Source organism: Marispirochaeta aestuarii (genome assembly GCF_002087085.1).
Classification (GTDB): Bacteria; Spirochaetota; Spirochaetia; order JC444; family Marispirochaetaceae; genus Marispirochaeta; species Marispirochaeta aestuarii.
In genome coordinates, this window is sequence record NZ_MWQY01000019.1 from 38,942 (window position 1) to 61,317 (window position 22,376).

The following is a 22,376-nucleotide window of genomic DNA, read 5'->3' on the forward strand; positions in this document are numbered from 1 at the left end:
ATAGGAGAAAATGATGGAATTGAATAAGCGTTATGATTTTATACTCTTTTTTGATGTAAAGGATGGCAACCCCAACGGCGATCCCGATGCCGGCAATTTACCCAGGATAGATGCGGAAACCGGAAACGGCCTTGTTACCGATGTCTGCCTGAAACGTAAAATACGCAATTATGTCGGATTGGCCAAAGGTGAACAGCCTCCCTATGAAATTTATGTAAAAGAGAAGGCTGTCCTGAACGATCAGAACGAACGCGCATATAAAGCCTTGGGAGTCGATTTGAGCCAGGACACCGGCAAAAGAAAAGGCGGCGACAAGGTAGAAGAAGCCAGGAAATGGATGTGTCAAAATTTTTACGATGTACGGACTTTTGGCGCTGTTATGTCTACAGGGATTAACTGTGGTCAAGTTAGAGGACCGATACAGCTAACTTTCGCGCGTTCCGTTGAGCAGGTAGTTTCTTTGGAACACAGCATTACCAGAATGGCTGTTGCCACACATCAGGAAGCAGAAAAGCAGGGCGGCGACAACAGAACCATGGGTCGCAAATTTACCATTCCGTATGGGTTATACAGGGTACACGGATTTGTTTCAGCACCCCTAGCAAAGCAGACAGGATTCTCGCAGGAAGATTTGGGACTGTTCTGGGAGGCTTTACAGAACATGTTTGAGCATGACCGGTCGGCGGCCAGGGGGTTAATGAGTTCCCGGCGCCTCATTATATTTGAACATACTTCAGCAATGGGCAACAAGCCTGCACAGGAATTATTCGACAGGATTACCTTTTCCCGAACCAGCGATGGTCCTGCCCGGGATTTCTCCGACTTTAACATCGAATTAGACGGAAATAAACTGAAGGATTTCAAAACTATTGTATCAGTATAGATCTTGCTAGGATCCGGGCATAAGCCCCTGTGAAGGGGGTGTGGCGAGATCACCGGATGAGGAGAACAACGGTCACGTTATACCAATGATGTTTCAACCTGCCATGGCAGGATTTTCTTGAACGTTTTTGGTCGGATTCATCATTTATGGAAGAATTAAAGAATGTACCTTGAAGAAGATCTTATACCCATTTCCGCATTACAGCATGTGTTGTTTTGTGAACGGCAATATGCCCTGATTCATCTTGAACAGGCCTGGGAAGAAAACCGCTTTACCGCTGAAGGTCGTGTGTTGCATGAACGGGTTGACGACGAACACCACGAGTCCCGCCGACTGCTGAAAACCGAGTACGGCTTGGCAGTTCGATCCCTACATCATGGGCTTGTTGGAAAAGCAGATGTGGTGGAGTTCGAAAAAGATCCAAGCGGAGGCTATACAGAAATCAAACCTGTAGAATTCAAAAGGGGCCGCAATAAAGAGGACGACTTCGACCGTGTACAGCTCTGTGCACTGGCTTTATGCCTTGAAGAAATGTTCGATATGAAAGTTAACCGGGGCGAGTTTTACTATCTTCAGGAACATCGGCGTACCTCGGTAATACTCGACTCTGAGTTGCGTGACAACACAACCAGTCTTATCATACGGATACGGGAAATTAACAACAGCGGAAAAACATCATCAGCACAGTACAACAGAAGAAAATGTGATCGTTGTTCATTGATAGAAATTTGTATGCCCAGAGTAATAGAAAGCGGTGGAAAAAATGTCTCCCGGTACATAAAAAACCAAATACGAGCAGCCATAGCTGAAGGGGAAGGATGAGAAAGTTATTAAACACCCTTTATGTAAGCACCCAGGGTAGCTATCTACATAAGGAAGGTGAAACTGTAATTGTTGAGCAAGGACAACAAAAGTTATTACAGCTACCTATACATACGATCGGTAATATTATCTGCTTCGGTAATGTGCTCTGTTCCCCTTATCTGCTTGGACTGTGTGCAGAGCGAGACATAAGTGTCTCCTATATGACGGAATACGGAAGATTTCTTGCATCCGTAAACGGACCAGTACGAGGAAACGTGCTCCTGCGGCGTCAACAGTACCGACAGACCGATAATCCAGAAAAGACTAAATCAATTGCAGCAAATATTGTAGCTGCCAAACTGGCTAATTCACGGGTAGTTCTGAACAGGGCACAACGAGACCATGGGATGAAAACAGACTTACAATCCATTTCTGATGCCTCTGAACAGTTATCCGGTTTAATCCGTCAGATAGACAGAACAGAAACCACAGATGAGCTCAGAGGTATAGAAGGAACAGGTGCTGCCAGGTATTTTGGCGTGTTTAATCATCTTATTATTGATCAGAAAGAAGGGTTTTATTTTAAAGAACGTAGCCGCAGACCTCCTTTGGATGCGGTAAACGCCATGTTGTCCTTTACCTATACCATCCTTACTCACGATATTCGCTCTGCGCTGGAAACTGTAGGGCTTGATCCTGCAGTAGGATTTCTACATCGAGACAGACCTGGACGCCCTTCTCTTGCTCTTGATCTGCTTGAAGAGTTTAGGTCAGTCATTGCAGACCGGCTGGTGCTGTCACTGATAAACAGGCGACAAGTGAGCCCAGCAGGATTTACTATAGCAGAAAATGGTGCTGTGGTAATGGATACTGATACTCGGAAAATTCTTTTAACAGAATATCAGAACCGAAAACAGAAGGAAGTATACCACCCATATATAGAGGAAAAGGTCCAGATAGGTCTGCTATTCTTTGTGCAGGCAAATCTGTTAGCCCGGCATATACGTGGCGATATTGATGGATATCCCCCATTCTTCTGGAGGTAAAAATCATGATGGTATTGGTAAGTTATGATGTGGCAGTCACAACGCAAGGGGGTCAACGTCGACTACGAAAGATCGCTAAAGCTTGTCAGAATTACGGACAACGGGTCCAGTTCTCCGTATTTGAATGCATCGTCGATCCTGCCCAATGGACTAAATTAAAAAATACCCTTGAGAAGATAATCGATACAGATACTGATAGCTTACGGTATTATTATCTTGGAGCGAATTATAAAAACCGTGTGGAACATGTCGGAGCTAAACAATCTATGGATGTTGATGCCCCGATAATTGTATGACGCGAACCTTGATGAAACAGAAAAATCCGGGACAATCGCAGATAAAATAATTCTTTATATTGTAAGGATCTTTGAAAAATCAGAGAAGGATATCATGTAAAATGTAGTCTTGAACCTGAGGTTCGCGAAATTGACCTTCTAATTTATTTTATGATATATATTTAACTGTACTTATGTCGCGCCCCTCGCGGGCGCGTGGATTGAAACATGAGCTCCGGGACAAATTCCACGAAACCCGCAAGTCGCGCCCCTCGCGGGCGCGTGGATTGAAACTTTCTTATTCGTATAAGGCAATCCAGCATTTCCGGGTCGCGCCCCTCGCGGGCGCGTGGATTGAAACATATCCCATATCATATTCTGTTTTGGGATATATGTGTCGCGCCCCTCGCGGGCGCGTGGATTGAAACTATTTGGTTTGATATCTTTTCGTACTCCTCAATCGTCGCGCCCCTCGCGGGCGCGTGGATTGAAACTCTGCACCATCCCACTTGAATACCCATTCGCTGTGTCGCGCCCCTCGCGGGCGCGTGGATTGAAACAGGATCAATCCGCATAGCCTGCCATGACCTCGGAGTCGCGCCCCTCGCGGGCGCGTGGATTGAAACTATACAGCGCCGTCAGCTACTTTTCCCGCGCTGTGGTCGCGCCCCTCGCGGGCGCGTGGATTGAAACCATTGATTAGCTCCTTGTATCGCTTGCGTAAGGTGTCGCGCCCCTCGCGGGCGCGTGGATTGAAACCGACCTTATGTCGATGGAATCCATCTATAACCTGGTCGCGCCCCTCGCGGGCGCGTGGATTGAAACAAAACATCTTAGACAGGATAGCACCGCTGACACACGTCGCGCCCCTCGCGGGCGCGTGGATTGAAACGATAAAACTGATTTATCTTTGCTCCTGTCCATTGGTCGCGCCCCTCGCGGGCGCGTGGATTGAAACCTGCCTATCTCCTGCGCCTGTGTGCCGTATATCGGGTCGCGCCCCTCGCGGGCGCGTGGATTGAAACTTTCTTGTTTTTGATCGGCCAGTACTTGAGAATTGGTCGCGCCCCTCGCGGGCGCGTGGATTGAAACATCAGTCTCCCCCGGGACACGGGGGAGGGTCAGGGGTCGCGCCCCTCGCGGGCGCGTGGATTGAAACGGATGATACTCCAGCGAGACTCCAGGTTGTTACCGTCGCGCCCCTCGCGGGCGCGTGGATTGAAACATCTATCACACACCTGAGTGGGGGTGTTAACTCCGGTCGCGCCCCTCGCGGGCGCGTGGATTGAAACTTGACTCAAGTTCATTAACTGACTCTTGAGTTCCGGTCGCGCCCCTCGCGGGCGCGTGGATTGAAACATGATGCTGGCAAAATCAGACATACTAAGAATAGGTCGCGCCCCTCGCGGGCGCGTGGATTGAAACTCAGGACCGCACACGCTGTCAAGACGGTCCTGAAGTCGCGCCCCTCGCGGGCGCGTGGATTGAAACTTGATAATCGGTGTTTGTTATACTGCGGAATTCTGTCGCGCCCCTCGCGGGCGCGTGGATTGAAACTGTCTGTGTCAAACTGGCGAGGAGATAGGAGGCAGTCGCGCCCCTCGCGGGCGCGTGGATTGAAACCGATATTGTTGAGCAGGGGCTTGTCTGGTTCCTTGTCGCGCCCCTCGCGGGCGCGTGGATTGAAACTTGAAAGGGCTGGGAGGATTTACGGCTAATCACTGTCGCGCCCCTCGCGGGCGCGTGGATTGAAACAGATATATAAAGTCCGATTTTCTCCTTGTCTGTTTGTCGCGCCCCTCGCGGGCGCGTGGATTGAAACCTTGAGTGTACGGGGTATTGCCCCGGGGGGAATGGTCGCGCCCCTCGCGGGCGCGTGGATTGAAACCAAAAATCTGTGGGCGGTATAAACGATACCGCGCGTCGCGCCCCTCGCGGGCGCGTGGATTGAAACTACGAAGACAAGGTTATTAAGGCCGCGTTAAAGCGTCGCGCCCCTCGCGGGCGCGTGGATTGAAACAAAGGAACCGGCTGTACTACATCGGCGCTCACCCAGTCGCGCCCCTCGCGGGCGCGTGGATTGAAACCCTGCAACTGTTGGAGATATTGCCGCAGATCCACGTCGCGCCCCTCGCGGGCGCGTGGATTGAAACTCGATGATGTGCTATGACCAGTTATCGCATAATGTCGCGCCCCTCGCGGGCGCGTGGATTGAAACCATCTAATGGAGCATTAGAGCCATAGGTGAGCGTGTCGCGCCCCTCGCGGGCGCGTGGATTGAAACGTTTCCTCTGCGACCGTTAAGCATTCCAGAGATTGTCGCGCCCCTCGCGGGCGCGTGGATTGAAACCACCTGAGTCACCTACAAGCCCACGCGATAAACGGGTCGCGCCCCTCGCGGGCGCGTGGATTGAAACGAGCAAGGGCTTGATTCGGCAAGCAAGAAGGCCGGGTCGCGCCCCTCGCGGGCGCGTGGATTGAAACCGCAAAGTCTGGGAAAACACGTATGCCATCGGAAGTCGCGCCCCTCGCGGGCGCGTGGATTGAAACACGATAAAACTCTTATTCTTCCCCGAATTGATCGGGTCGCGCCCCTCGCGGGCGCGTGGATTGAAACGCGTTTTTGCCCTGTCGCGTTCCCGCGTGTAGCCTGTCGCGCCCCTCGCGGGCGCGTGGATTGAAACGGTTTTTGCCGATTATGAGCATGTCTACACCCTGGTCGCGCCCCTCGCGGGCGCGTGGATTGAAACGTACCGCTCGCCGGTTGTGTTGATAAAAACCGTGGTCGCGCCCCTCGCGGGCGCGTGGATTGAAACGTTAAAATGCTCATGTGCTCCATTGCTCAGCCTCGTCGCGCCCCTCGCGGGCGCGTGGATTGAAACCTGACCACGTCCACGAGAAACTTAAAGAGTACAAGTCGCGCCCCTCGCGGGCGCGTGGATTGAAACTTATCTAAGTCTGACCAGTAGACAGGCTTCCGGGGTCGCGCCCCTCGCGGGCGCGTGGATTGAAACACGTTCTGCTGTATGCGCCGAATGCCGGGAATCTTGTCGCGCCCCTCGCGGGCGCGTGGATTGAAACTTCTTTAACATGTAGCTTGCTTCGCCTGGTGAAGTCGCGCCCCTCGCGGGCGCGTGGATTGAAACAGTGATAAATCTCGGGTTCGTATGCGGGATACTCGTCGCGCCCCTCGCGGGCGCGTGGATTGAAACCTGAATACAGCAATGTTCAGGATTTGTCCTTTTGTCGCGCCCCTCGCGGGCGCGTGGATTGAAACTTCTATCGACTCCCCGCAGGCGTGAGGCTTTCCTTGTCGCGCCCCTCGCGGGCGCGTGGATTGAAACACCGCGGCTAATGCCTACGCGGTTGTGATCTGGGGTCGCGCCCCTCGCGGGCGCGTGGATTGAAACAACCAGCTCACCTGTTGCAATATCCGCAACGGCTGGTCGCGACCCTCGCGGGCGCGTGGATTGAAACATGAATCCCTCGTCATAGAGGTACTTCACCTCCTGGTCGCGCCCCTCGCGGGCGCGTGGATTGAAACAACTCCCGGGCGGCTGCAACCCCCTTCTGAGGCGGGTCGCGCCCCTCGCGGGCGCGTGGATTGAAACTTTAAACTCCGGTTGTAGAATTTCCTTGTCGTAGGTCGCGCCCCTCGCGGGCGCGTGGATTGAAACACGGGTGGGTTTGTTAGATTGTACGGGTTACTTTTATAAGCTGTTGCAGGAATTATGACTAATTAGATGTCTGCAGGCTGTACTGTTTCCATCAGGGATCCGGTTTGTTCTTGCCAGATGCCTTATACTCAGTCATCTATAATCTATTGCATTTATCGCCTCCCACGCCACATTTTTAATAATGCCAATCCGCTCTTCTCACCACTAAGTCTTTCTGTCCTTAATGCCAGTACCAGCAACAGAGCAAGTATTCCCAGCACAAGCCTGAAAAAGACCCGGTAGACATCAAGGCCCTCCACACCGACGGCCCGAATCAGGCTTAAGGCGGTTCCTCCCCCCAGGGCACTGGCTATACCTGCCACCAGTCCGCCGGTCATGCGGGCAAAGAGTGAAAGCCCAACCCGGTCGGTCGGCTGAACGGCCTGCAGAAAATAGTGGTTCGTTGCAATAATAAGTCCTGTCTTGCAGTACCCCTGCAGAAGAAAAATCAGGGCTGTGACGACGGTGAAGAACTCTTGTGGAGCAAATGACCAGAACACAGCGCTGATAAAGAATCCACAGATGTAGAGTATTAAAAGAGGCCGGGGTCCAATGGTATCGGCTACCCTGCCGTTGGTGTAGGAGGAGAGAATCCCCCCCGCCAGGATAAAAAGAGAGAACACAAGAGCATGATAATCGGATATGTGGTATCCGTTCTTTATGGTCACGATGGAAAAGGGAATAACCAGCACAAAGGAAGAGATCCCCGCAGCCCAGCCTCCAAGAAGGCGCCGGTACTTTGCATTTCTTCTGATCAGTCTGAGGGTATCCCGTATGGGCATTGTCGCCGATTCACTGGGGGTTGAGGACTCGGGGATTTTAAGAAGCTGACGGCTCGCGTAAAAACCCACAAGACAGCCCAGAGCTATAACGGCCTGATATACCCATACCTTGTCAAAAAAACGCAGAATCACAACAACGACGGAAACTGAAAAGAAGTAGGCTGTCTGGGAGCGCACCCAGTTTCCGGACAAGAAACTGCCCCGTTCCTCGTACACGGTGACCTCCCCGGTCAGGGGGGTATTGGCCACAATACCGATGCTGCGGAACATGGAGAACCCGAAGGCGCCGAGCAAGACTGTGACGGTAACAAGGGTTTGGGAAAAACCAAGGGCAATAAAGGGTGCCGCAATCAGGACAGACCCGAAGATATAACGCAGAAGCCAGGCGTACCCCCAGGTCCGGGCAAGGCCGAAACGGGGGATAAGCAGTTTGCCAGCCAGTAAAAAGGGCATGGTCAGATGCATAAACGAGGCCAGCACGGCCAGCTGAGGATCGGACAATCCGTTTCGGATCCCGTAGAGGATCAGAAGATCATTCATCAGAAAGGCGATGGAAATACCGTTCAGCATGACAAAACGCCGGAGGTATCGCTTGCCGGTTTCCCGGTCTTCGCTACCGAGTTCAGAGGGAAAAGCTGATGAAGCCATAGGAGTATATTACCTGTAACACGAGGGTATGAAAACCTTAGGGGAAACGCGGCTGTTCGAACCGGATGTTTTTCGGTATGAAATATTCCCTATTTTCTTGACTATTTTAGTAGTATTTATATATAATTTAATTACTATGAATAATCCTCACTATTACAGCCGACGTACTCAATCGCTGATGGTAAATGAGAGAGTTATCAGGGGTATTGCCGTTCAGGTTTTCGGTCTCTCCCTTATGGCTCTGATCCTTACCACGCGACAAAGTACTCCGGCCGCACTGGGGCTTCTGTGTTTTCTTCTTGCGGATTTCACCTTCAGGGCGGCAGGATGGGGTACGCTGAGCCTGACCGCTGCGGTTTCCAGACTCCTGGGGGGAAGACTGTTTCGCTTTGCGCCGCGGCTGATACGGGCAAAACCGAAGCGTTTTGCCGCAGGAATCGGGGCCTTCATGTCTCTCGCCGCGGGTCTTCTGGTGGTCCTTCGGATTCACCAGGCTGCCGTCCTGCTGCTTGCAGTACTTGCACTCTTCTCATTTCTGGAAGGGACTTTCCGCTTCTGCGCCGGCTGCCGGATATTCGCCCTGCTGATCCGCCTGGGACTGGCGAAGGAAGATCTGTGCACCGACTGTGTGCTGCCCGGCGGTGACGGCATATAATACCCTCCCCCAAAAAAGAACTACTCCTCCATGGCCTTTTTCCCGACACATGCATTACCCACCATGAAAGGGGAGTTATTCTTTCAGCCGCCTGTCTCTATAAATCCGTGAGGGTTCTGTCCGCTGCTGCCTCTGTTACCGCTAATCCTTTTTGAAAATTCTGCATTTTGAATATCCTTCGTTTTATCCGCCGGAGATCTGTAAAGGCTGTGGTCAATGAATTAAAATATAAAATATGCTATAGTGCGGAACGTCAGAATACTTCGAACAGCAGGAGACAGATCAGGTATGGCAAAATCAACAGTCTATTTTACGAATATGCATGTAACATCCAGGGAGAATCAGCAGCAGAAGCTCGAACGGCTGATTAAAACCGCCGGAATTGAACAGATCGATTTCAAAAGGAAATACGCGGCCATAAAAATCCACTTCGGAGAGCTGGGAAACCTTGCGTTTCTTCGCCCTAATTATTCCAGGACAGTTGCGGATGTCATAAAGAGCCTGGGGGGCAGGCCCTTTCTGACCGACTGCAACACCCTCTACGTGGGGGGAAGAAAGAACGCCCTGGACCACCTGGAGACCGCCTACATCAACGGCTACTCACCCTTTTCAACGGGCTGTCATATCCTGATTGCCGACGGCCTCAAGGGAACCGATGAGGCCCTGGTGCCGGTGGAAGGAGGTAGGTACGTCAAGGAGGCCAAGATTGGACGGGCGGTAATGGATGCGGACATTATAATCTCCCTGAACCATTTCAAGGGTCATGAGCTTACCGGGTTCGGAGGGGCCATAAAGAACATCGGGATGGGCTGCGGGTCCCGGGCCGGCAAGATGGAGATGCACTCCAGCGGTAAACCCCACGTAAACGCCGGCAAATGCATAGCCTGCGGGGCCTGCGTGCGCAACTGCGCTCACTCTGCAATTACCATTACCAACGGGACCGCCCTGATCAATCACAGCAGGTGCGTCGGTTGCGGTCGCTGTATCGGGGTATGCCCCACCGACGCGGTACGGCCGGCCTCGGACGAGTCCAACGATATCCTGAACAGAAAGATGGCGGAGTACACCTGGGCGGTGCTCAACGGAAAACCCCATTTCCACATAAGCCTGGTTATCGATGTATCCCCCTACTGCGACTGCCACTCTGAAAACGATATTCCCATCGTACCGGATGTGGGAATGTTCGCCTCCTTTGATCCGGTGGCCCTGGATGTGGCCTGCGCCGACGCTGTAAACCGGCAGCCCGTCCATGCGGGAAGCCTGCTGGAAAAACACGGGTCCCGGCACAACGATCACTTTACCGACACCAGCCCGGAGACCGACTGGCGCTCCGCCGTAGAACATGCGGTCAACATGGGAATCGGCAGCCGGGAATACGAGCTGATCAGCATATAAACGGAGAACGGGAGTCCTGTCTGATTCAGGAATACTCTGCTATGAATTCCAGGATTGTCCTTCGTATCTGGTCCCGTATGCGCCTGGTTTCCGCCAGGCGTTCTTCTTCGCTGCCGCCCAGGGATGAGGGATCATCGAAGGGCCAGTGAAGGCGGATCCCTTTTCCGGGGAATATGGGACAGCGTTCCTGGGCCTCTTTACTGCATACGGCAACCACGATGTCGAAGGACCGGCGATCCCGGGCATAGTCGAATACACTGTTGGTGGAGTTGCCTGAGATATCGTACCCCAGCTCCGCCATCGCCCTGACCACCAGGGGATTCAGTTTGCCCGGTTCAAGACCGGCACTCAGAGCCTTGAACCTTCCTTTACCAAGATCATTCAAAAAGGTTTCCGCCATCTGGCTGCGTGCACTGTTGTGCACACAGATGAACAACACATTTACAGGTTTATTGTCCATTCTGCTTTCTCCATACTCCATAGTATACAATATGCATGCTCAGGCCTGGGCCGGAAATGCGCTCCGGGTGGAAACGGCTATCCTTACCAGGGCCAGCATGACCGGCACCTCCACCAGAACGCCCACAACCGTTGCCAGGGCAGCGCCTGACTGGAGGCCGAAAAGACTGACTGCCACCGCCACGGAAAGCTCGAAGAAGTTACTCGCTCCGATCATTGCCCCGGGAGCAGCAATGGAATGGGGAAGCTTCCAGAGCTTGGCCCAGCCGTAGGCAATGCCGAAGATAAGAAAGGTCTGTACCACCAGGGGGACCGCAATCAGCACGATATGAAGGGGGTTATTCAGGATTATCTCCCCCTGAAAAGAGAAGAGGATTATCAGTGTCAGCAGCAGTCCGCCGATTGTGGTGTTGTCGAATTTCTTCAGAAAGACATTCTCGAAATAATCCAGTCCCCGGTGTGCTGTAATTAGCCTCCGGGAAATGTATCCCCCCGCAAGGGGTACTACAACAAAGAGGAGCACCGACAGGAGAAGCGTATCGTAGGGCACCTGGATATTGCTGACTCCCAGGAGAAAAGCAACAATCGGCGTAAAAGCGGCCAGTATGATCAGGTCATTCACCGCCACCTGCACCACTGTATAGGCAGGATCCCCGTCGGAAAGGTAACTCCACACAAATACCATGGCGGTACAGGGGGCAGCTCCGAGCAGAACAGCTCCCGCGATGTACTCCGTTGCAAGATTATCGCTGATAAGGGGCCTGAACAGAATCTTCAGGAAAAAAAAGGCGATAAGATACATGGTAAAGGGCTTTATGAGCCAGTTGGTTACGGTGGTAACCGTCAGCCCCTTCGGCTTTTTAGTGGCCTTCACGATACTGGTAAAATCGATCTTCAGCATCATGGGATATATCATGAGCCATATGAGAACCGCTACCGGAATAGAGACCCGGGCGTACTCGAGGGTGGACAGGAACTCCGGCACTGCCGGCAGGAACCTTCCGATCAGTGTTCCGATCACAATACAGAGCGCAACCCACAGGGTGAGATATTTTTCGAAAAAGCTTATCCGTTTTTTTTCCGCCGTCGACATACATATGCCTCCTTTCAAAATCTCAGTTCAGGGTTCCGAAAAGAATTCCCGCAGCGGTAGAGAGAAGAACCACCAGCATCACATAGGTGGCGGTCTTCTTCCAGCCAAGTTCGCCGTGAATTACCAGCATGTTGGGCAGGGAAAGACTGGGACCGGCCAGGAGCAGCGCCAGGGCGGGCCCCTTCCCCATTCCGCTTCCCATCAATCCCTGCACAATAGGGACCTCCGTCAGGGTGGCGAAATACATGAAGGCCCCGGCGATGGAGGCGAAAAAATTGGCCCAGACTGAATTTCCCCCCACGAGTCCAGCTATCCATTCCCCAGGGATCAGGGCCTGGTGACCGGGACGTCCAAGGAGAAAACCTGCTATAAGTACTCCGCCGAAAAGGTAGGGAAGAATCTGGAGGCTGAAATCCCTGGTAGTTACAGTCCATTCGATCAGATCATCCCGGCTGAACCATCGGACCAGGCTGTAGATCAGGACAGCGGCAAAGACTGCGGTAATCCAGTACCTGCCGGTATAGACGGCGTCCCACAACACCGACGTTCCCCGGGAAGGAGCCCAGTTCACAAAAACGAGGATTCCCACCATGGAGGCCATGTAGACGACGGTTTGACCAAGGCTCCGACCTTTTTCATCCTCCCCTGCATAGGAGAACATGCGCTCGTCGGCGAGGCGTGCCTCATCCTCCCTTCGGTAGATTACCTGCATCAGGTATCCGATTACAAAGGCAAACAGCACCGCACCCATCATGCGGGCGAGGCCCAGCTCCCAGCCGAATACCTTGTAGGAGAGAACGATGGCCAGAATATTTATTGCCGGTCCGGAGTACAGGAACGAAACAGCAGGCCCCAGGCCTGCACCTTTTTTGTAAATCCCTTTGAACAGAGGGAGGACCGTGCATGAGCAGACCGCCAGTATCGAACCCGAAACCGAGGCAACCGAATAGGCCAGCAGCTTCGGTGCGGAGGGCCCGAGATAGCGGATTACCGCCTGCTGGTTCAGAAAGACCGTAATTGCTCCGGCAATGAACATGGCCGGAACAACGCACAGAAGCACGTGCTGCCGGGCGTATTCCGAAAGCATCAAGAATGCCTCCTGAATCGCGACGATTACCCGGGGAGCATCAAAGGGAACGAAGTATGCACAAAGGAATACTCCGAGGGTAATCAGGAGTAGCCGATTCGGCGACAACGCTTTCTTTGCCATGGCGGAGGTTATTCAGCTTCCTGCAGCATGGGGATGATCTGATCCTTTTTCAGGACCTTGCCGGAACTCACGACCTTCCCGTCTATTGCCAGGGCGGGAGTCATCATTACCCCCATCTCCATTATTGTATCGATGTCGGTGACCTTGACGATCTCTGCATCGATATTCGCATCCGCAAGCGCCAGACGCGCCTGTTCTTCAAGCATTCTGCATTTCGGGCAGCCGGCGCCCAGGACCTGAATGATCATTATTGCCTCCTGTAAAATCAATCTGATAGCACACTTGGCAATATAGCCAAATACACAAGAACTTGCAAGTCCCGACCAGGTTATTTGGTCATCTTGCCAAGAACATTACAGGAAGGTATACTGTCATCATGTATTGTACAAATCCGGAAGAGGCCGGCGGGCAGCCGAACATGCAGCGGATATCAGAACTCGCCGGGGTATTAAAGGCCCTGGGGCATCCGTCGAGATTGCTGATCGTTGAAGCCCTGGGAAGAGAACCCCATTGTGTCTGCGAGCTCACAGCCATGATAGGCGCCGATACCTCCACCGTATCCAAGCACCTGTCCCTGTTGAAGAATGCCGGGGTTGTCCGGGATGAAAAACGGGGAAACCAGGTATTCTATTCCCTTACCTGCCGGTGCGTGATTGAAGCGGTAAGCCATCTTCTTCCACTCATGGAGCAGAAGCTCCAGCATTACAGCGAGGTAATGGAAACATCCCGTACCTGAAGCACTATACTCCGCCGAACCAGATCAGAACCGCAAGCAGAAGGAAGAGCAGTCCCATGGCAGTCTTACCTGCGGGAATATGCCTGCTGAACCAGTCCCTGATAAACTGCTGCTCCACCCCCGCAAGGGCAAGGACGAGAATCCCGGTAAGGGGCAGAATAAAAGCCAGGTTATATACAAAAAGCCAGAATATCTGTATACCCGCCCCTTTCCCTGCCCCGGATTGAAGCATGTACGCGATGGTGGGAAGGTAGATCTGTCCCGTGCAGGCGAGCTCAAGCAGGGCGACAATAAATCCGGAAACAACAAATGCGATAAGCAGCGGGACAACCGGAGTGCCCTTTCCCGAAGGGTTCCTTCGAATCACCCCATGGATTCGCCTCTTCAGTCCTTTCGGCAATTGAAGGAGCATGGTACCGGCCTGCCCACTGCCTGCCCGGAGAGCATCCTTGAAGGAAAGCAGCGCCAGCAGCAGGGCCATACCAGCAAACAGATACCGAACTGCCAGACGCAAAAGATCCATGGCAGAGGCGCTGCGTAGAAAAGCCAGCAGCCCGAAGCCGATCCCCAGGTAGGCAATAAAAACGCCCGAGATAAAAGCGCCGCCGGATAAGAGAATACGCCGACGTCCGCCTCCCCTTAAGGTAATCCAGGAAATAAAAAAGAGCATCGTCACAAAAGCGCAGGGATTAACACCATCGATGAGGCCGGCGAGAAACACAGGCACCACAGCAAGGCTTACCGGAGAGCTCTTATTCGCCGTCCCTTTTTCCGGGACCCGGGGGCGGTATTCCCCATGCTCTGCAAAATGGATTAATTCTTCCGGAAGGTTCTCTTCCACGGCACTGTTTCCCTGGTAGACGTTATTGCCGATAACGAGAACCGGGAAAACAGTAAATTCATAGCCCCGCCGGGAAAGCTCCTGTTCGCAGCGTTCATATCCTGACCGGGACAGAATATCGTAGTAGTTGGCCGAGGCCCTGATGCCGGCCTCCTCCTCCGCCTGGGGAAGTACCTTTTCTGCAAACAGATCACAGTGGGTACAGCCGATTTCGCCGTAGTAATCAAAGACGACGGGACTCCCCTCTTCACCCAGAAGGGTGGAGCCGGAGCAGTGGAGAATAATGAGCAATGCAGTAAACAAGAATGATCTTTCCATGTCCTTAGGGAAACTATCACATTCCACGACTGCTGTCACTGAAATTTAGAGGATGCAGATCAGCGGATCAATGGTATACTGACTCAACTAAGCTTCGCTTCACAGAATGAAAAAGGAGTATCTCCACATGAACAACTATCCTCCTGTCGATACCGATCTTCTTTCAGCACAGCCTGAAATCCCTGGTTTCGAATGGTTTAATCCTCCGGCGGAATGGGTGATCGAAAAAGGATCGATGATTATTACCTCTGAACCGGAAACCGATTTTTTCCGTTCCCCCCGGGGAGTCCAGCCGAAGGACAATGCCCACTTCCTGTTTTATCCGGTTTCTGGTGACTTCTCCGTTAAAACGCACCTGAAGGCTGATCTCAAGGCATTCGGTGATGCCGGCGGGCTGACCATTCGTCTGTCAGCGGAAAGATGGGCAAAACTCTGCATAGAGAGAAGCCCCGCGGGAGAAATCAACATTGTCAGCGTCGTGACCGACGGCTACTCGGATGATGCCAACAACGAGCTGCTCACCCAGCCGGAAGCCTTTTTACGGATCACCCGGCGGGGGGGCCTGGTGGGATTTCATTACAGTCTGGATGGAAAGATCTGGCGTTTTGCACGAAACTTCCGTTTTCCTGTTCCCGACGGAGAGGCTCTTCTTACAGGAATTCATGTTCAGTCTCCCTACAGCGATGGCTGCAGTGCGGGATTCAGAGAATTAGTCTTTTCCAAGGATACCGTTGAAAATTTCAAATCGGGAGAATAAGCAGGCATATCGTTTTTTATGAAAAAGGTTAATGAGGAAATAAAAAGACAGATTCTTGGCCTGCTGGCGGTGGTACTTTTTGTAGGTACAATATGGGGAATAGTAAACAGCTGGTACTTCGCCCTGGCCAGAGAGTACACCCGTAACCATTTTGTTGAACTCGCCCTTCCCTACCGGGAATCCTTCATCGGGGCAATAAAGGAGCGCTTTGCCCTGGTTGAAGGGCTGGCCTCCTTTGCGAGTGCGGTCCCCGAAGAGACCGTATCCACCGCGTTCAATGATTTCGCCGCAGGTATCTTTGATGAAAAAAAAGGGATACGCAACATATCCATAGCCCCGGGGGGAATCCAGAAGTATGTGTATCCCCTGCGAACGAACGAGATTGTTTCCGGTCATAATCTATTGAAGGATCCCAGACCGGAGGTTCAAAAGGATATAAAGCTCGCCATGGAAACCGGGGAGCTGATAATCAGCGGCCCTTACGAACTGCGTCAGGGCGGTCAGGGACTTATCGCCCGAAAAGCCTTGTTCAGAGACGACAGCTTTCAGGGCCTTGTAACCATCGTACTCGATATGCCACCCATTTATCGGGAAAGCGGAATACAAGATGCCCGGAAGATTTCTATAACCCTGCTGGATGCACAGCAGCGCCTGTTTTTCGGTCCTGAACCGGGAGAAAATCCCATAAACCTGAAAATGCAGATAACAGATGAAGTCTGGCAGATGCTGGTGATGCCTAAAAACAGCTGGCAGATCGAGTACTTCCGCGTAATGCAGCCCTTTTTCTTCATGACCATAATAATTGCGCTGTTTTCCGGCGGCGGCCTTTTTCTCCTGGCCCGGAAGATGTTCTCCCTTTCCCGAAAAGCCCGACTGGAACAACTGCGCTACAAAAACCTTTTTAACAGCATCAGTGATGCTATTTTTGTCACCGACGAACAAAGACGCATCATTGATGCCAACCAGCCTGCCCTGCAGAGCATGTTCGGGTATGACCTGGACGAGATTGCCGGAAAGGATACATCCCTGATTTATGCATCCCGAAGTGACTTTGATAAGATCGGGAATCTGCTTTCAGAAAAATCCACAGACAGAACCGGCACCCTCCTGGAGGTAGCTCTTAAACGGAAGGACGGTTCAGTTTTTCCGGCGGAAATAAGCATTCCCAGGTATCTGGATAACCGGGGAAAAACCATCGGTAAAATCGGAATAATCCGGGACATAACGGACAGAAAATTAGCCCGCGAAGCCCTGCACCGTGAAATCGAAGAAAAGAAAACACTCCTGAGGGAGATTCATCACCGGGTAAAAAATAACCTGAACATCGTGGCCAGTCTGCTGAATCTGCAAAAGAACGAGTTCCAGACCGAGGTATCGGCCCGTCAGTCCTTTGACGATATGGCAAAACGTATCCACTCCATGGCCATGATACATGATTCCCTCTACAACAGCGGAAGCCTTTCCAGTGTTACCATGTCAACGTATATACGGAAACTTATCAGCGAACTGAATGCCTCCCTGGGAAGACCTCCGCTGATAAGGATTGATGCCGACCTCGAGGACATCCAGCTGAATATAACCAGCGCTGTTCCCTGCGGAATTCTCATCAACGAACTGATTACCAACGCCATCAAGCATGCGTTCCGGGACCGTTCAGAAGGCAGAATCCATGTGTCCCTTGGGAAAAAAACTGGAACGCATACCATTGTGCTGACAGTCAAGGATAACGGCAGCGGCCTGAATCCCGATTTCTCACTGGAATCATCTGCATCCCTTGGCATGCGACTGATACAGCTTTTGACATCCCAGCTGGACGGTACCTTGAGCTACAACAGTAACCAGGGCGCGACCTTCAGCGTGGAGTTCGAGGAGTGATAGAGTTGATACTTAGCCATACATAATTAATATACAGATTATTCTTCTGTTGTAAATATATAGCTCGAACTATAAACCGTACCCCCACGTGAATGGGTAACATAACGCCATGTATAGGTTACACCAGGCTGAAGTTTCTGTGAAAGAGGGACAATAAAATAATTAACATCCAGACCTGGAGCAACTGTTGTCCAAACATGACCGTTCAATATCTGCAGATCGTAGGTGGCAAGAAATGTGCCCGGCCATTGTATCGTCGGGGTCAGGGAAACCCCCTTCTCCTTATTGAATGGATATACAGGTGAAACATAGATTATCCTGCTCCCTGCAGGCGACCAGTTGTATCGGGCATCCCGTTCCATGACAGACACTGTATTGCTTCCATACGCAAGACTCGATCCGGGTGTATAACTGGTTGCTGTGGTAGAACTGCTCCAATTCCCGCTGTTCAATCTGTATTGATAGACGCCAGCTCCGCCGTTACCCCCGGTAGACCAGCTCCACGTGGGTGTACGGTCCAAAGTAGGTGATGTTCCGGATACAGACGGGGCATTCGGAGGAATAGAATCGATGTAAATCGTATCGGAATCCTGGGAGAAATTGCCCGCCCGATCATACACTGTAACTGTTGCAGATTTATTCACATAATTTGCCGCACCAAAATAGGCATTTGTCGATACGGGTGAACTTGATATATGTGTAAACAAGCCTGCGATATCCGTAGTATCAACCTTAACAAAGAGCTCACTAAGAGAACTGCTCCCCGCGTCGGACACTGAATATGTAAGTGGTACAGCGGTTGATGTAGAATATGAGGCTCCTCCGGCCAGGGATACTCCTGATACGACAGGATCGAGACTGTCCAACTTAATGTTAACTGCTACAGGATTTCCTATAATATATGTGCCGCCTATCGTACATGAAACTCGAAACCACACAGTTTTATTACCTTCGCCTGTGGATAATTCAAAGGGAACTGTTGTTGCTGTTAAGGCGCTTAATGAACCATTTACTTTCGGATCCCCAAAGTTCTCGTTTTCACTGACCACATAGTCGATTGACGAACCAGCATCATTTACAGAAATACCGATATTCACAGTCCGTGAATCCGTATAGCCACTGAGACTGGCTGGATTCTGACTGATGACAGTAAATGATCCTGCCGGGAATTTGCCGGTAGTGAATCCCCATGAAACGCTCTCCTGTAAGGAGCTGTTATCAGTTCCACGCACCCCATTCACGGTTATAGTGTACGAGTGCTCACTCTGGAAGGGGGTTTCCGGTCGTATGGTCAGAACGTTTGTTACACTGTTAAAATCAGGATTATCAAAGGCGAGTCCGCTTGTCCCATCGCTGATATACACTGTGTCAGAACTTACTGACGTTAGAGCAACAGACCTGTCGAATTCTATTTCCAGAGGATCCTGCGGATTAATATTTTCAGCGCCTTTTCCCGGACTAAAACTTACCACCTCCAAAAACAGATCATTCGCGATCTTTACCTCAGTCTCGACCTCCGTGACAAAATCTATGGGTTCCGAGCAGGTTGTAACAAGGAGCAAGGCTGCAGAGAGCATAAAAATACCGATTAACCGTTTCATGTCTACTCCTCCTCGTCCCAGCTGCCCACTTCCCGCTTAAGCGCCTGGGAAGCCCGTCCGGTCCCCTCCTGCGCTGATCCAAGATAGGCAAACTCCGATGCCAGTCCCGGAGCAGTGCTCCGGAGTTTCTGCAGAGCCCTGTCGGTCTCATCGTAGCGTTCCAGTTCGTAACTCGCCCTGGCCACCCCCAGGAGGGCCTTACTGTTGTTTGGAGCCGTCCTGCTCGCCCGGTCGTAATACTCCAGGGCCCGGGACATCTCTCCCTGCAGGTAGTATATATTTCCCAGGTTGACCATGGCGGGGACATATTCACTGATCCTGAGTATGGCCCTGAACTGCTCCGCCGCTTTATCCAGCACACCGAAGCGGGCATAGAGAATCCCCAGCTTGTTCCTGGTCCAGACGGTATTTGTCGCCGAGGCGAGCTGTCCATTCAGTTCAATTACCCTGGGTTCGATCTGCCGGTTGATAAAGGTAATCAGGGCCTTCCGGTAGTTTTCCATCAGCCGATCCTCGTTGGGAAGCATGATGCCTGCTCCCCCTGCTGCGAAACCGACGGGTTCATAAAGCTTCCAGGCCTCCCGGACGGAATAGAAACCGGCTGTTCCGGCCTCACTGGTCTCCCGCCACTCCCTGGCGCCGATCTGCCAGGATTTCAGGAAGCCTTCACGCACAAGGGTTATTTCCACGGGAATCCAGGTATCATCTTCACGAAAGATCAGTTCCCGGGTGTCAATAAACAGCTTCTCCGCCTGCTCCGGGGCCATTCCAAGGGCAAAGGCCATGTAGATGTGACCGGGGGCGGTTATAAAAGCCGTCCTGATTCCCACTGACTCCAGCAGAGCTGCATACAGAATGGAGAGATCGTCGCAGTCTCCCGCCTTGTAGGCGATGGACTGGTTCGGAAACTGAAGATAATCAAGGGCTTCTTTGTTGGCAGAGAATTCGGCATAGGGAGTAGTCGGGTCCTGAACATATCCCATGCCGTATACTCCCAGGGCTTCGTAAACGCCAAGGGCGGTGCGAAAGTTTTCGTTGATGGCGGTGGATTTATCGGAACCCACAACGGCGGCGACGTTCTTGGCAAAACTCATGACCAGGGGGTCCCGGGCGGTAACGAAGGCCGCAGCCTTGCGGTCATCATCCCAGGTCATGGCGTTCCGGTTATTTACGATTACGGTAACCGGTACGGTGGTACTCATGGATGTTCCGATATAGTCGTACTCCAGCAGCAGTTCCCCCGCGACCTTGGTGCCTTCGGTCACCCGGAATATCTCCTCGGAAAACAGGGCATATACAGGAACCGTCTCCTGTGCACCGGCCGGAAAGGTCCTGTACTCGGCGCACAGCTTCGGCTGGTCCATAAACTGCCGGACATAAAAACTGACCTTAAGGCTGTTCAGGGGTAAGGAGTCCCGGTTTTCCAGGTGAAGTACACCGGCGGGGTTATTTTCGTAATAAGAATAAAAAAGCGGAAATATGGGTATAAGCTCCGGGACATAGTAGAGGTCTGCCCCCCTGGAGGCGCCCCCAAGCTGGTAACGGACCCCCAGACCAAAACTCAGCCCCTGAAGGGCAGACTCACCGCTTGTCATATAATCACGATACTCGGCATCCAGACCAATGCTCAAACCCGGATTTATACGGTAGGCGGCAAAGGCCCCTCCCCCCCAGAAAGGATCACGTACGGACCCAGCTTCTATAATTCCCATATAGATACCGCCGAAACCCCGAAGTCCCAGATTCAGACGGGCTATCGGCTGATACTGTAATCCGAGACTTGGCCCGATACTGAGAAAACTGGCGTTCTGATCGGAACCGTTTATCGGTACCACCGTTGCATCCAGCAGAAGTCCGGAAAGAAGATACGGCAGAGAAGACGGAGTATAGGTACCTTCGAGGCTGACGCCTCCGCCGGCGGTGTAAAAGGCGGTTCCATCATCCAGCTCGGGACCAAGGGGTACAGTAAGCATGGGCCGGGCGCTTATGTTTATATCTCCGGACTGGCAAAAAATAAAACCGGAACACAGGAGCAGCAAGGCGGGGAGCATTCCATACTTTTTCATAGCCGTCACCTACCAGGCATTATTTGCAGGCAAATGCCGAAGCTCAACAAAGCAGGCAGGACTAAGGTCTTTGTCTACCTACAAGTATAGCACTTTTTTGCGAATGTGCCAGAATACTGCTGCTGTTTCTCCCGGCTTTCTTCGTACGTACTGCTCTTCTTACACCTTGTTTTCTCCTGAGCTTTGAGGTATATTGCAGATCACAAATAAACAGTATGAGCAGATTACCTATTATTGATCAGGACTGGATTAAAGTACGCGCCACAAACCTCAAGTATTACGATAATATCGAGCTGTATTTCAAGAATCCCTTCGGCAAGATCGTCCTGTACAAACCTGCGGGTATGAATTTCACCGATGAGAGCCTTAAAAAGAAGCCTTTCCTGGGGGATCTGTATGTTAAACCTGAAGATAAAATCCGGGCGCTTCAGGAGGCCCAGAGGGGATTCAGCAATAATTTCTCCGGCAGTATAATCTCCCAGGGAACCAGGAAAGTAAAAGAAGAACTGATCAGTATAATCGACGAAACCCTGGCTGAACCCCGGGCCGGAAGTCTGGCGGTGGTACCGGAGGCCATGGAGGCCATAATTGACGGCTACTCCCGGCAGCCCAGCGTAATTAAAAACCTGGCAAAAATTTCCCACTCTGACTACTCAACGGCTATCCATTCCATCAATGTCATGGCTCTTGCAGTGGGATACTGCTTTTATACCTGCCGTTCCAGGGAAGAGACCTTAACCATCGGTCTTGCAGCCCTGCTCCACGACGTGGGAAAAACTGAAATTCCCCAGGAAATCCTGACTGCCCCCCGGAACCTGAGCAGTTCCGAGTTTCTTATCATGAAGAAACACCCGGAAATAGGGGCGGACATACTGGAAACCTACGCCTCGGACCTGCTCCAGACCCTCCCCGGAACCCTGGAACATCACGAAAAACTCGACGGCAGCGGGTACCCCCGGGGGACTACCGACATATCCGATATTGGACAGATCCTCAGTGTAATCGACTGTTACGAGGCAATCACGAATGACGAGCGCCCATACAGGAACTCAATGAAACCGATCAGCGCGCTGAAACTCCTGAAGGAAGAGACTGACCTGGGCAGATTCAACCGCCGGATCTTTGAAGATTTTGCCTACAGCCTTACGGATTTTTCATCCGTTTCGAATCACAAGACCTACCGATCAATTCTGGGAACCTGAGTATCAGGCTCTTT

The 22,376-nt window shown here is 52.0% G+C and carries 18 protein-coding genes and 1 CRISPR repeat array; of the genes, 10 read left to right on the forward strand and 8 right to left on the reverse strand.

The annotated features are described in order from the left end of the window. Positions 1-13: 13 nt before the first annotated feature. The 4 genes from cas7c (at position 14) to cas2 (ending at position 3,029) form a co-directional block, all read left to right on the forward strand. Positions 14-883, forward strand: coding sequence for a type I-C CRISPR-associated protein Cas7/Csd2 (gene cas7c / locus B4O97_RS15415; protein WP_096348901.1), 870 nt, complete (start codon positions 14-16; stop codon positions 881-883). A 162-nt stretch (positions 884-1,045) separates the two neighbouring features. Beyond that, on the forward strand, positions 1,046-1,705 hold the full coding sequence (gene cas4 / locus B4O97_RS15420) for a CRISPR-associated protein Cas4 (RefSeq protein ID WP_083052193.1): 660 nt from the start codon (positions 1,046-1,048) through the stop codon (positions 1,703-1,705). Further along, the gene (gene cas1c / locus B4O97_RS15425) at positions 1,702-2,733 is read left to right on the forward strand and encodes a type I-C CRISPR-associated endonuclease Cas1c (protein ID WP_083052194.1); all 1,032 of its coding nucleotides are present in this window, start codon (positions 1,702-1,704) and stop codon (positions 2,731-2,733) included. The genes cas4 and cas1c overlap by 4 nt, the downstream gene beginning before the upstream one ends. A gap of 5 nt (positions 2,734-2,738) precedes the next feature. Further along, a complete protein-coding gene (cas2, locus tag B4O97_RS15430) occupies positions 2,739-3,029 on the forward strand; it encodes a CRISPR-associated endonuclease Cas2 (RefSeq protein ID WP_083052196.1) in 291 nt (96 codons plus the stop codon). 175 nt (positions 3,030-3,204) lie between these two features. Further along, a CRISPR array of direct repeats spans positions 3,205-6,685; the repeat unit is 32 nt; unit sequence GTCGCGCCCCTCGCGGGCGCGTGGATTGAAAC. Between the two features lie 152 nt (positions 6,686-6,837). On the opposite strand, the gene B4O97_RS15435 is transcribed toward cas2, so the two are convergent. Beyond that, on the reverse strand, positions 6,838-8,154 hold the full coding sequence (locus tag B4O97_RS15435; protein ID WP_083052197.1) for a hypothetical protein: 1,317 nt from the start codon (positions 8,152-8,154) through the stop codon (positions 6,838-6,840). 178 nt (positions 8,155-8,332) lie between these two features. Here B4O97_RS15435 and B4O97_RS15440 point away from each other — a divergent pair, with 178 nt between their 5' ends. Both B4O97_RS15440 and B4O97_RS15445 read left to right on the forward strand, forming a co-directional pair. Next, positions 8,333-8,809 (forward strand): DUF4395 family protein, encoded by a 477-nt coding sequence (locus B4O97_RS15440; RefSeq protein ID WP_158084334.1) that lies wholly within the window; start codon positions 8,333-8,335, stop codon positions 8,807-8,809. A 288-nt stretch (positions 8,810-9,097) separates the two neighbouring features. After that, positions 9,098-10,204, forward strand: a complete 1,107-nt coding sequence (locus tag B4O97_RS15445) for a DUF362 domain-containing protein (RefSeq protein WP_083052200.1) — start codon at positions 9,098-9,100, stop codon at positions 10,202-10,204. Between the two features lie 25 nt (positions 10,205-10,229). Here B4O97_RS15445 and B4O97_RS15450 read toward each other — a convergent pair whose 3' ends face one another. The 4 genes from B4O97_RS15450 to B4O97_RS15465 are packed head-to-tail and all read right to left on the reverse strand — an operon-like array spanning position 10,230 to position 13,214. Then, on the reverse strand, positions 10,230-10,664 hold the full coding sequence (locus B4O97_RS15450) for an arsenate reductase ArsC (protein WP_083052202.1): 435 nt from the start codon (positions 10,662-10,664) through the stop codon (positions 10,230-10,232). A 39-nt stretch (positions 10,665-10,703) separates the two neighbouring features. Beyond that, the gene (arsB, locus tag B4O97_RS15455) at positions 10,704-11,756 is read right to left on the reverse strand and encodes an ACR3 family arsenite efflux transporter (protein ID WP_083052203.1); all 1,053 of its coding nucleotides are present in this window, start codon (positions 11,754-11,756) and stop codon (positions 10,704-10,706) included. Between the two features lie 22 nt (positions 11,757-11,778). Then, positions 11,779-12,966 (reverse strand): permease, encoded by a 1,188-nt coding sequence (locus tag B4O97_RS15460; protein ID WP_083052205.1) that lies wholly within the window; start codon positions 12,964-12,966, stop codon positions 11,779-11,781. An 8-nt stretch (positions 12,967-12,974) separates the two neighbouring features. Then, the gene (locus tag B4O97_RS15465; protein WP_083052211.1) at positions 12,975-13,214 is read right to left on the reverse strand and encodes a thioredoxin family protein; all 240 of its coding nucleotides are present in this window, start codon (positions 13,212-13,214) and stop codon (positions 12,975-12,977) included. A gap of 128 nt (positions 13,215-13,342) precedes the next feature. On the opposite strand from B4O97_RS15465, the gene B4O97_RS15470 reads away from it, so the two are divergent. Further along, positions 13,343-13,702, forward strand: a complete 360-nt coding sequence (locus B4O97_RS15470; protein ID WP_198947090.1) for an ArsR/SmtB family transcription factor — start codon at positions 13,343-13,345, stop codon at positions 13,700-13,702. A gap of 4 nt (positions 13,703-13,706) precedes the next feature. On the opposite strand, the gene B4O97_RS15475 is transcribed toward B4O97_RS15470, so the two are convergent. Further along, positions 13,707-14,846, reverse strand: coding sequence for a cytochrome c biogenesis CcdA family protein (locus B4O97_RS15475; protein ID WP_143305740.1), 1,140 nt, complete (start codon positions 14,844-14,846; stop codon positions 13,707-13,709). A gap of 142 nt (positions 14,847-14,988) precedes the next feature. On the opposite strand from B4O97_RS15475, the gene B4O97_RS15480 reads away from it, so the two are divergent. Together B4O97_RS15480 and B4O97_RS15485 are read left to right on the forward strand one after the other, a co-directional pair. Continuing rightward, positions 14,989-15,618 (forward strand): DUF1349 domain-containing protein, encoded by a 630-nt coding sequence (locus tag B4O97_RS15480; protein WP_158084335.1) that lies wholly within the window; start codon positions 14,989-14,991, stop codon positions 15,616-15,618. An 18-nt stretch (positions 15,619-15,636) separates the two neighbouring features. Next, complete coding sequence (locus B4O97_RS15485) at positions 15,637-17,493, forward strand: histidine kinase dimerization/phosphoacceptor domain -containing protein (RefSeq protein WP_083052214.1); 1,857 nt, start codon at positions 15,637-15,639, stop codon at positions 17,491-17,493. Positions 17,494-17,531: 38 nt separating this feature from the next. On the opposite strand, the gene B4O97_RS15490 is transcribed toward B4O97_RS15485, so the two are convergent. Then, on the reverse strand, positions 17,532-19,094 hold the full coding sequence (locus B4O97_RS15490) for an Ig-like domain-containing protein (RefSeq protein WP_083052215.1): 1,563 nt from the start codon (positions 19,092-19,094) through the stop codon (positions 17,532-17,534). 2 nt (positions 19,095-19,096) lie between these two features. Beyond that, the gene (locus B4O97_RS15495; protein WP_083052216.1) at positions 19,097-21,160 is read right to left on the reverse strand and encodes a tetratricopeptide repeat protein; all 2,064 of its coding nucleotides are present in this window, start codon (positions 21,158-21,160) and stop codon (positions 19,097-19,099) included. Positions 21,161-21,375: 215 nt separating this feature from the next. On the opposite strand from B4O97_RS15495, the gene B4O97_RS15500 reads away from it, so the two are divergent. After that, positions 21,376-22,362 (forward strand): HD-GYP domain-containing protein, encoded by a 987-nt coding sequence (locus B4O97_RS15500; protein ID WP_083052217.1) that lies wholly within the window; start codon positions 21,376-21,378, stop codon positions 22,360-22,362. Positions 22,363-22,376: the final 14 nt, after the last annotated feature.

Bases quoted from the DNA above. Each gene is read 5' to 3' on its own strand.
- cas7c (WP_096348901.1), top strand. From the start codon at position 14: ATGGAATTGAATAAGCGTTATGATTTTATACTCTTTTTTGATGTAAAG.
- cas4 (WP_083052193.1), top strand. From the start codon at position 1,046: ATGTACCTTGAAGAAGATCTTATACCCATTTCCGCATTACAGCATGTG.
- cas1c (WP_083052194.1), top strand. From the start codon at position 1,702: ATGAGAAAGTTATTAAACACCCTTTATGTAAGCACCCAGGGTAGCTAT.
- cas2 (WP_083052196.1), top strand. From the start codon at position 2,739: ATGATGGTATTGGTAAGTTATGATGTGGCAGTCACAACGCAAGGGGGT.
- B4O97_RS15435 (WP_083052197.1), bottom strand. From the start codon at position 8,154: ATGGCTTCATCAGCTTTTCCCTCTGAACTCGGTAGCGAAGACCGGGAA.
- B4O97_RS15440 (WP_158084334.1), top strand. From the start codon at position 8,333: ATGGTAAATGAGAGAGTTATCAGGGGTATTGCCGTTCAGGTTTTCGGT.
- B4O97_RS15445 (WP_083052200.1), top strand. From the start codon at position 9,098: ATGGCAAAATCAACAGTCTATTTTACGAATATGCATGTAACATCCAGG.
- B4O97_RS15450 (WP_083052202.1), bottom strand. From the start codon at position 10,664: ATGGACAATAAACCTGTAAATGTGTTGTTCATCTGTGTGCACAACAGT.
- arsB (WP_083052203.1), bottom strand. From the start codon at position 11,756: ATGTCGACGGCGGAAAAAAAACGGATAAGCTTTTTCGAAAAATATCTC.
- B4O97_RS15460 (WP_083052205.1), bottom strand. From the start codon at position 12,966: ATGGCAAAGAAAGCGTTGTCGCCGAATCGGCTACTCCTGATTACCCTC.
- B4O97_RS15465 (WP_083052211.1), bottom strand. From the start codon at position 13,214: ATGATCATTCAGGTCCTGGGCGCCGGCTGCCCGAAATGCAGAATGCTT.
- B4O97_RS15470 (WP_198947090.1), top strand. From the start codon at position 13,343: ATGTATTGTACAAATCCGGAAGAGGCCGGCGGGCAGCCGAACATGCAG.
- B4O97_RS15480 (WP_158084335.1), top strand. From the start codon at position 14,989: ATGAACAACTATCCTCCTGTCGATACCGATCTTCTTTCAGCACAGCCT.
- B4O97_RS15485 (WP_083052214.1), top strand. From the start codon at position 15,637: ATGAAAAAGGTTAATGAGGAAATAAAAAGACAGATTCTTGGCCTGCTG.
- B4O97_RS15490 (WP_083052215.1), bottom strand. From the start codon at position 19,094: ATGAAACGGTTAATCGGTATTTTTATGCTCTCTGCAGCCTTGCTCCTT.
- B4O97_RS15495 (WP_083052216.1), bottom strand. From the start codon at position 21,160: ATGAAAAAGTATGGAATGCTCCCCGCCTTGCTGCTCCTGTGTTCCGGT.
- B4O97_RS15500 (WP_083052217.1), top strand. From the start codon at position 21,376: ATGAGCAGATTACCTATTATTGATCAGGACTGGATTAAAGTACGCGCC.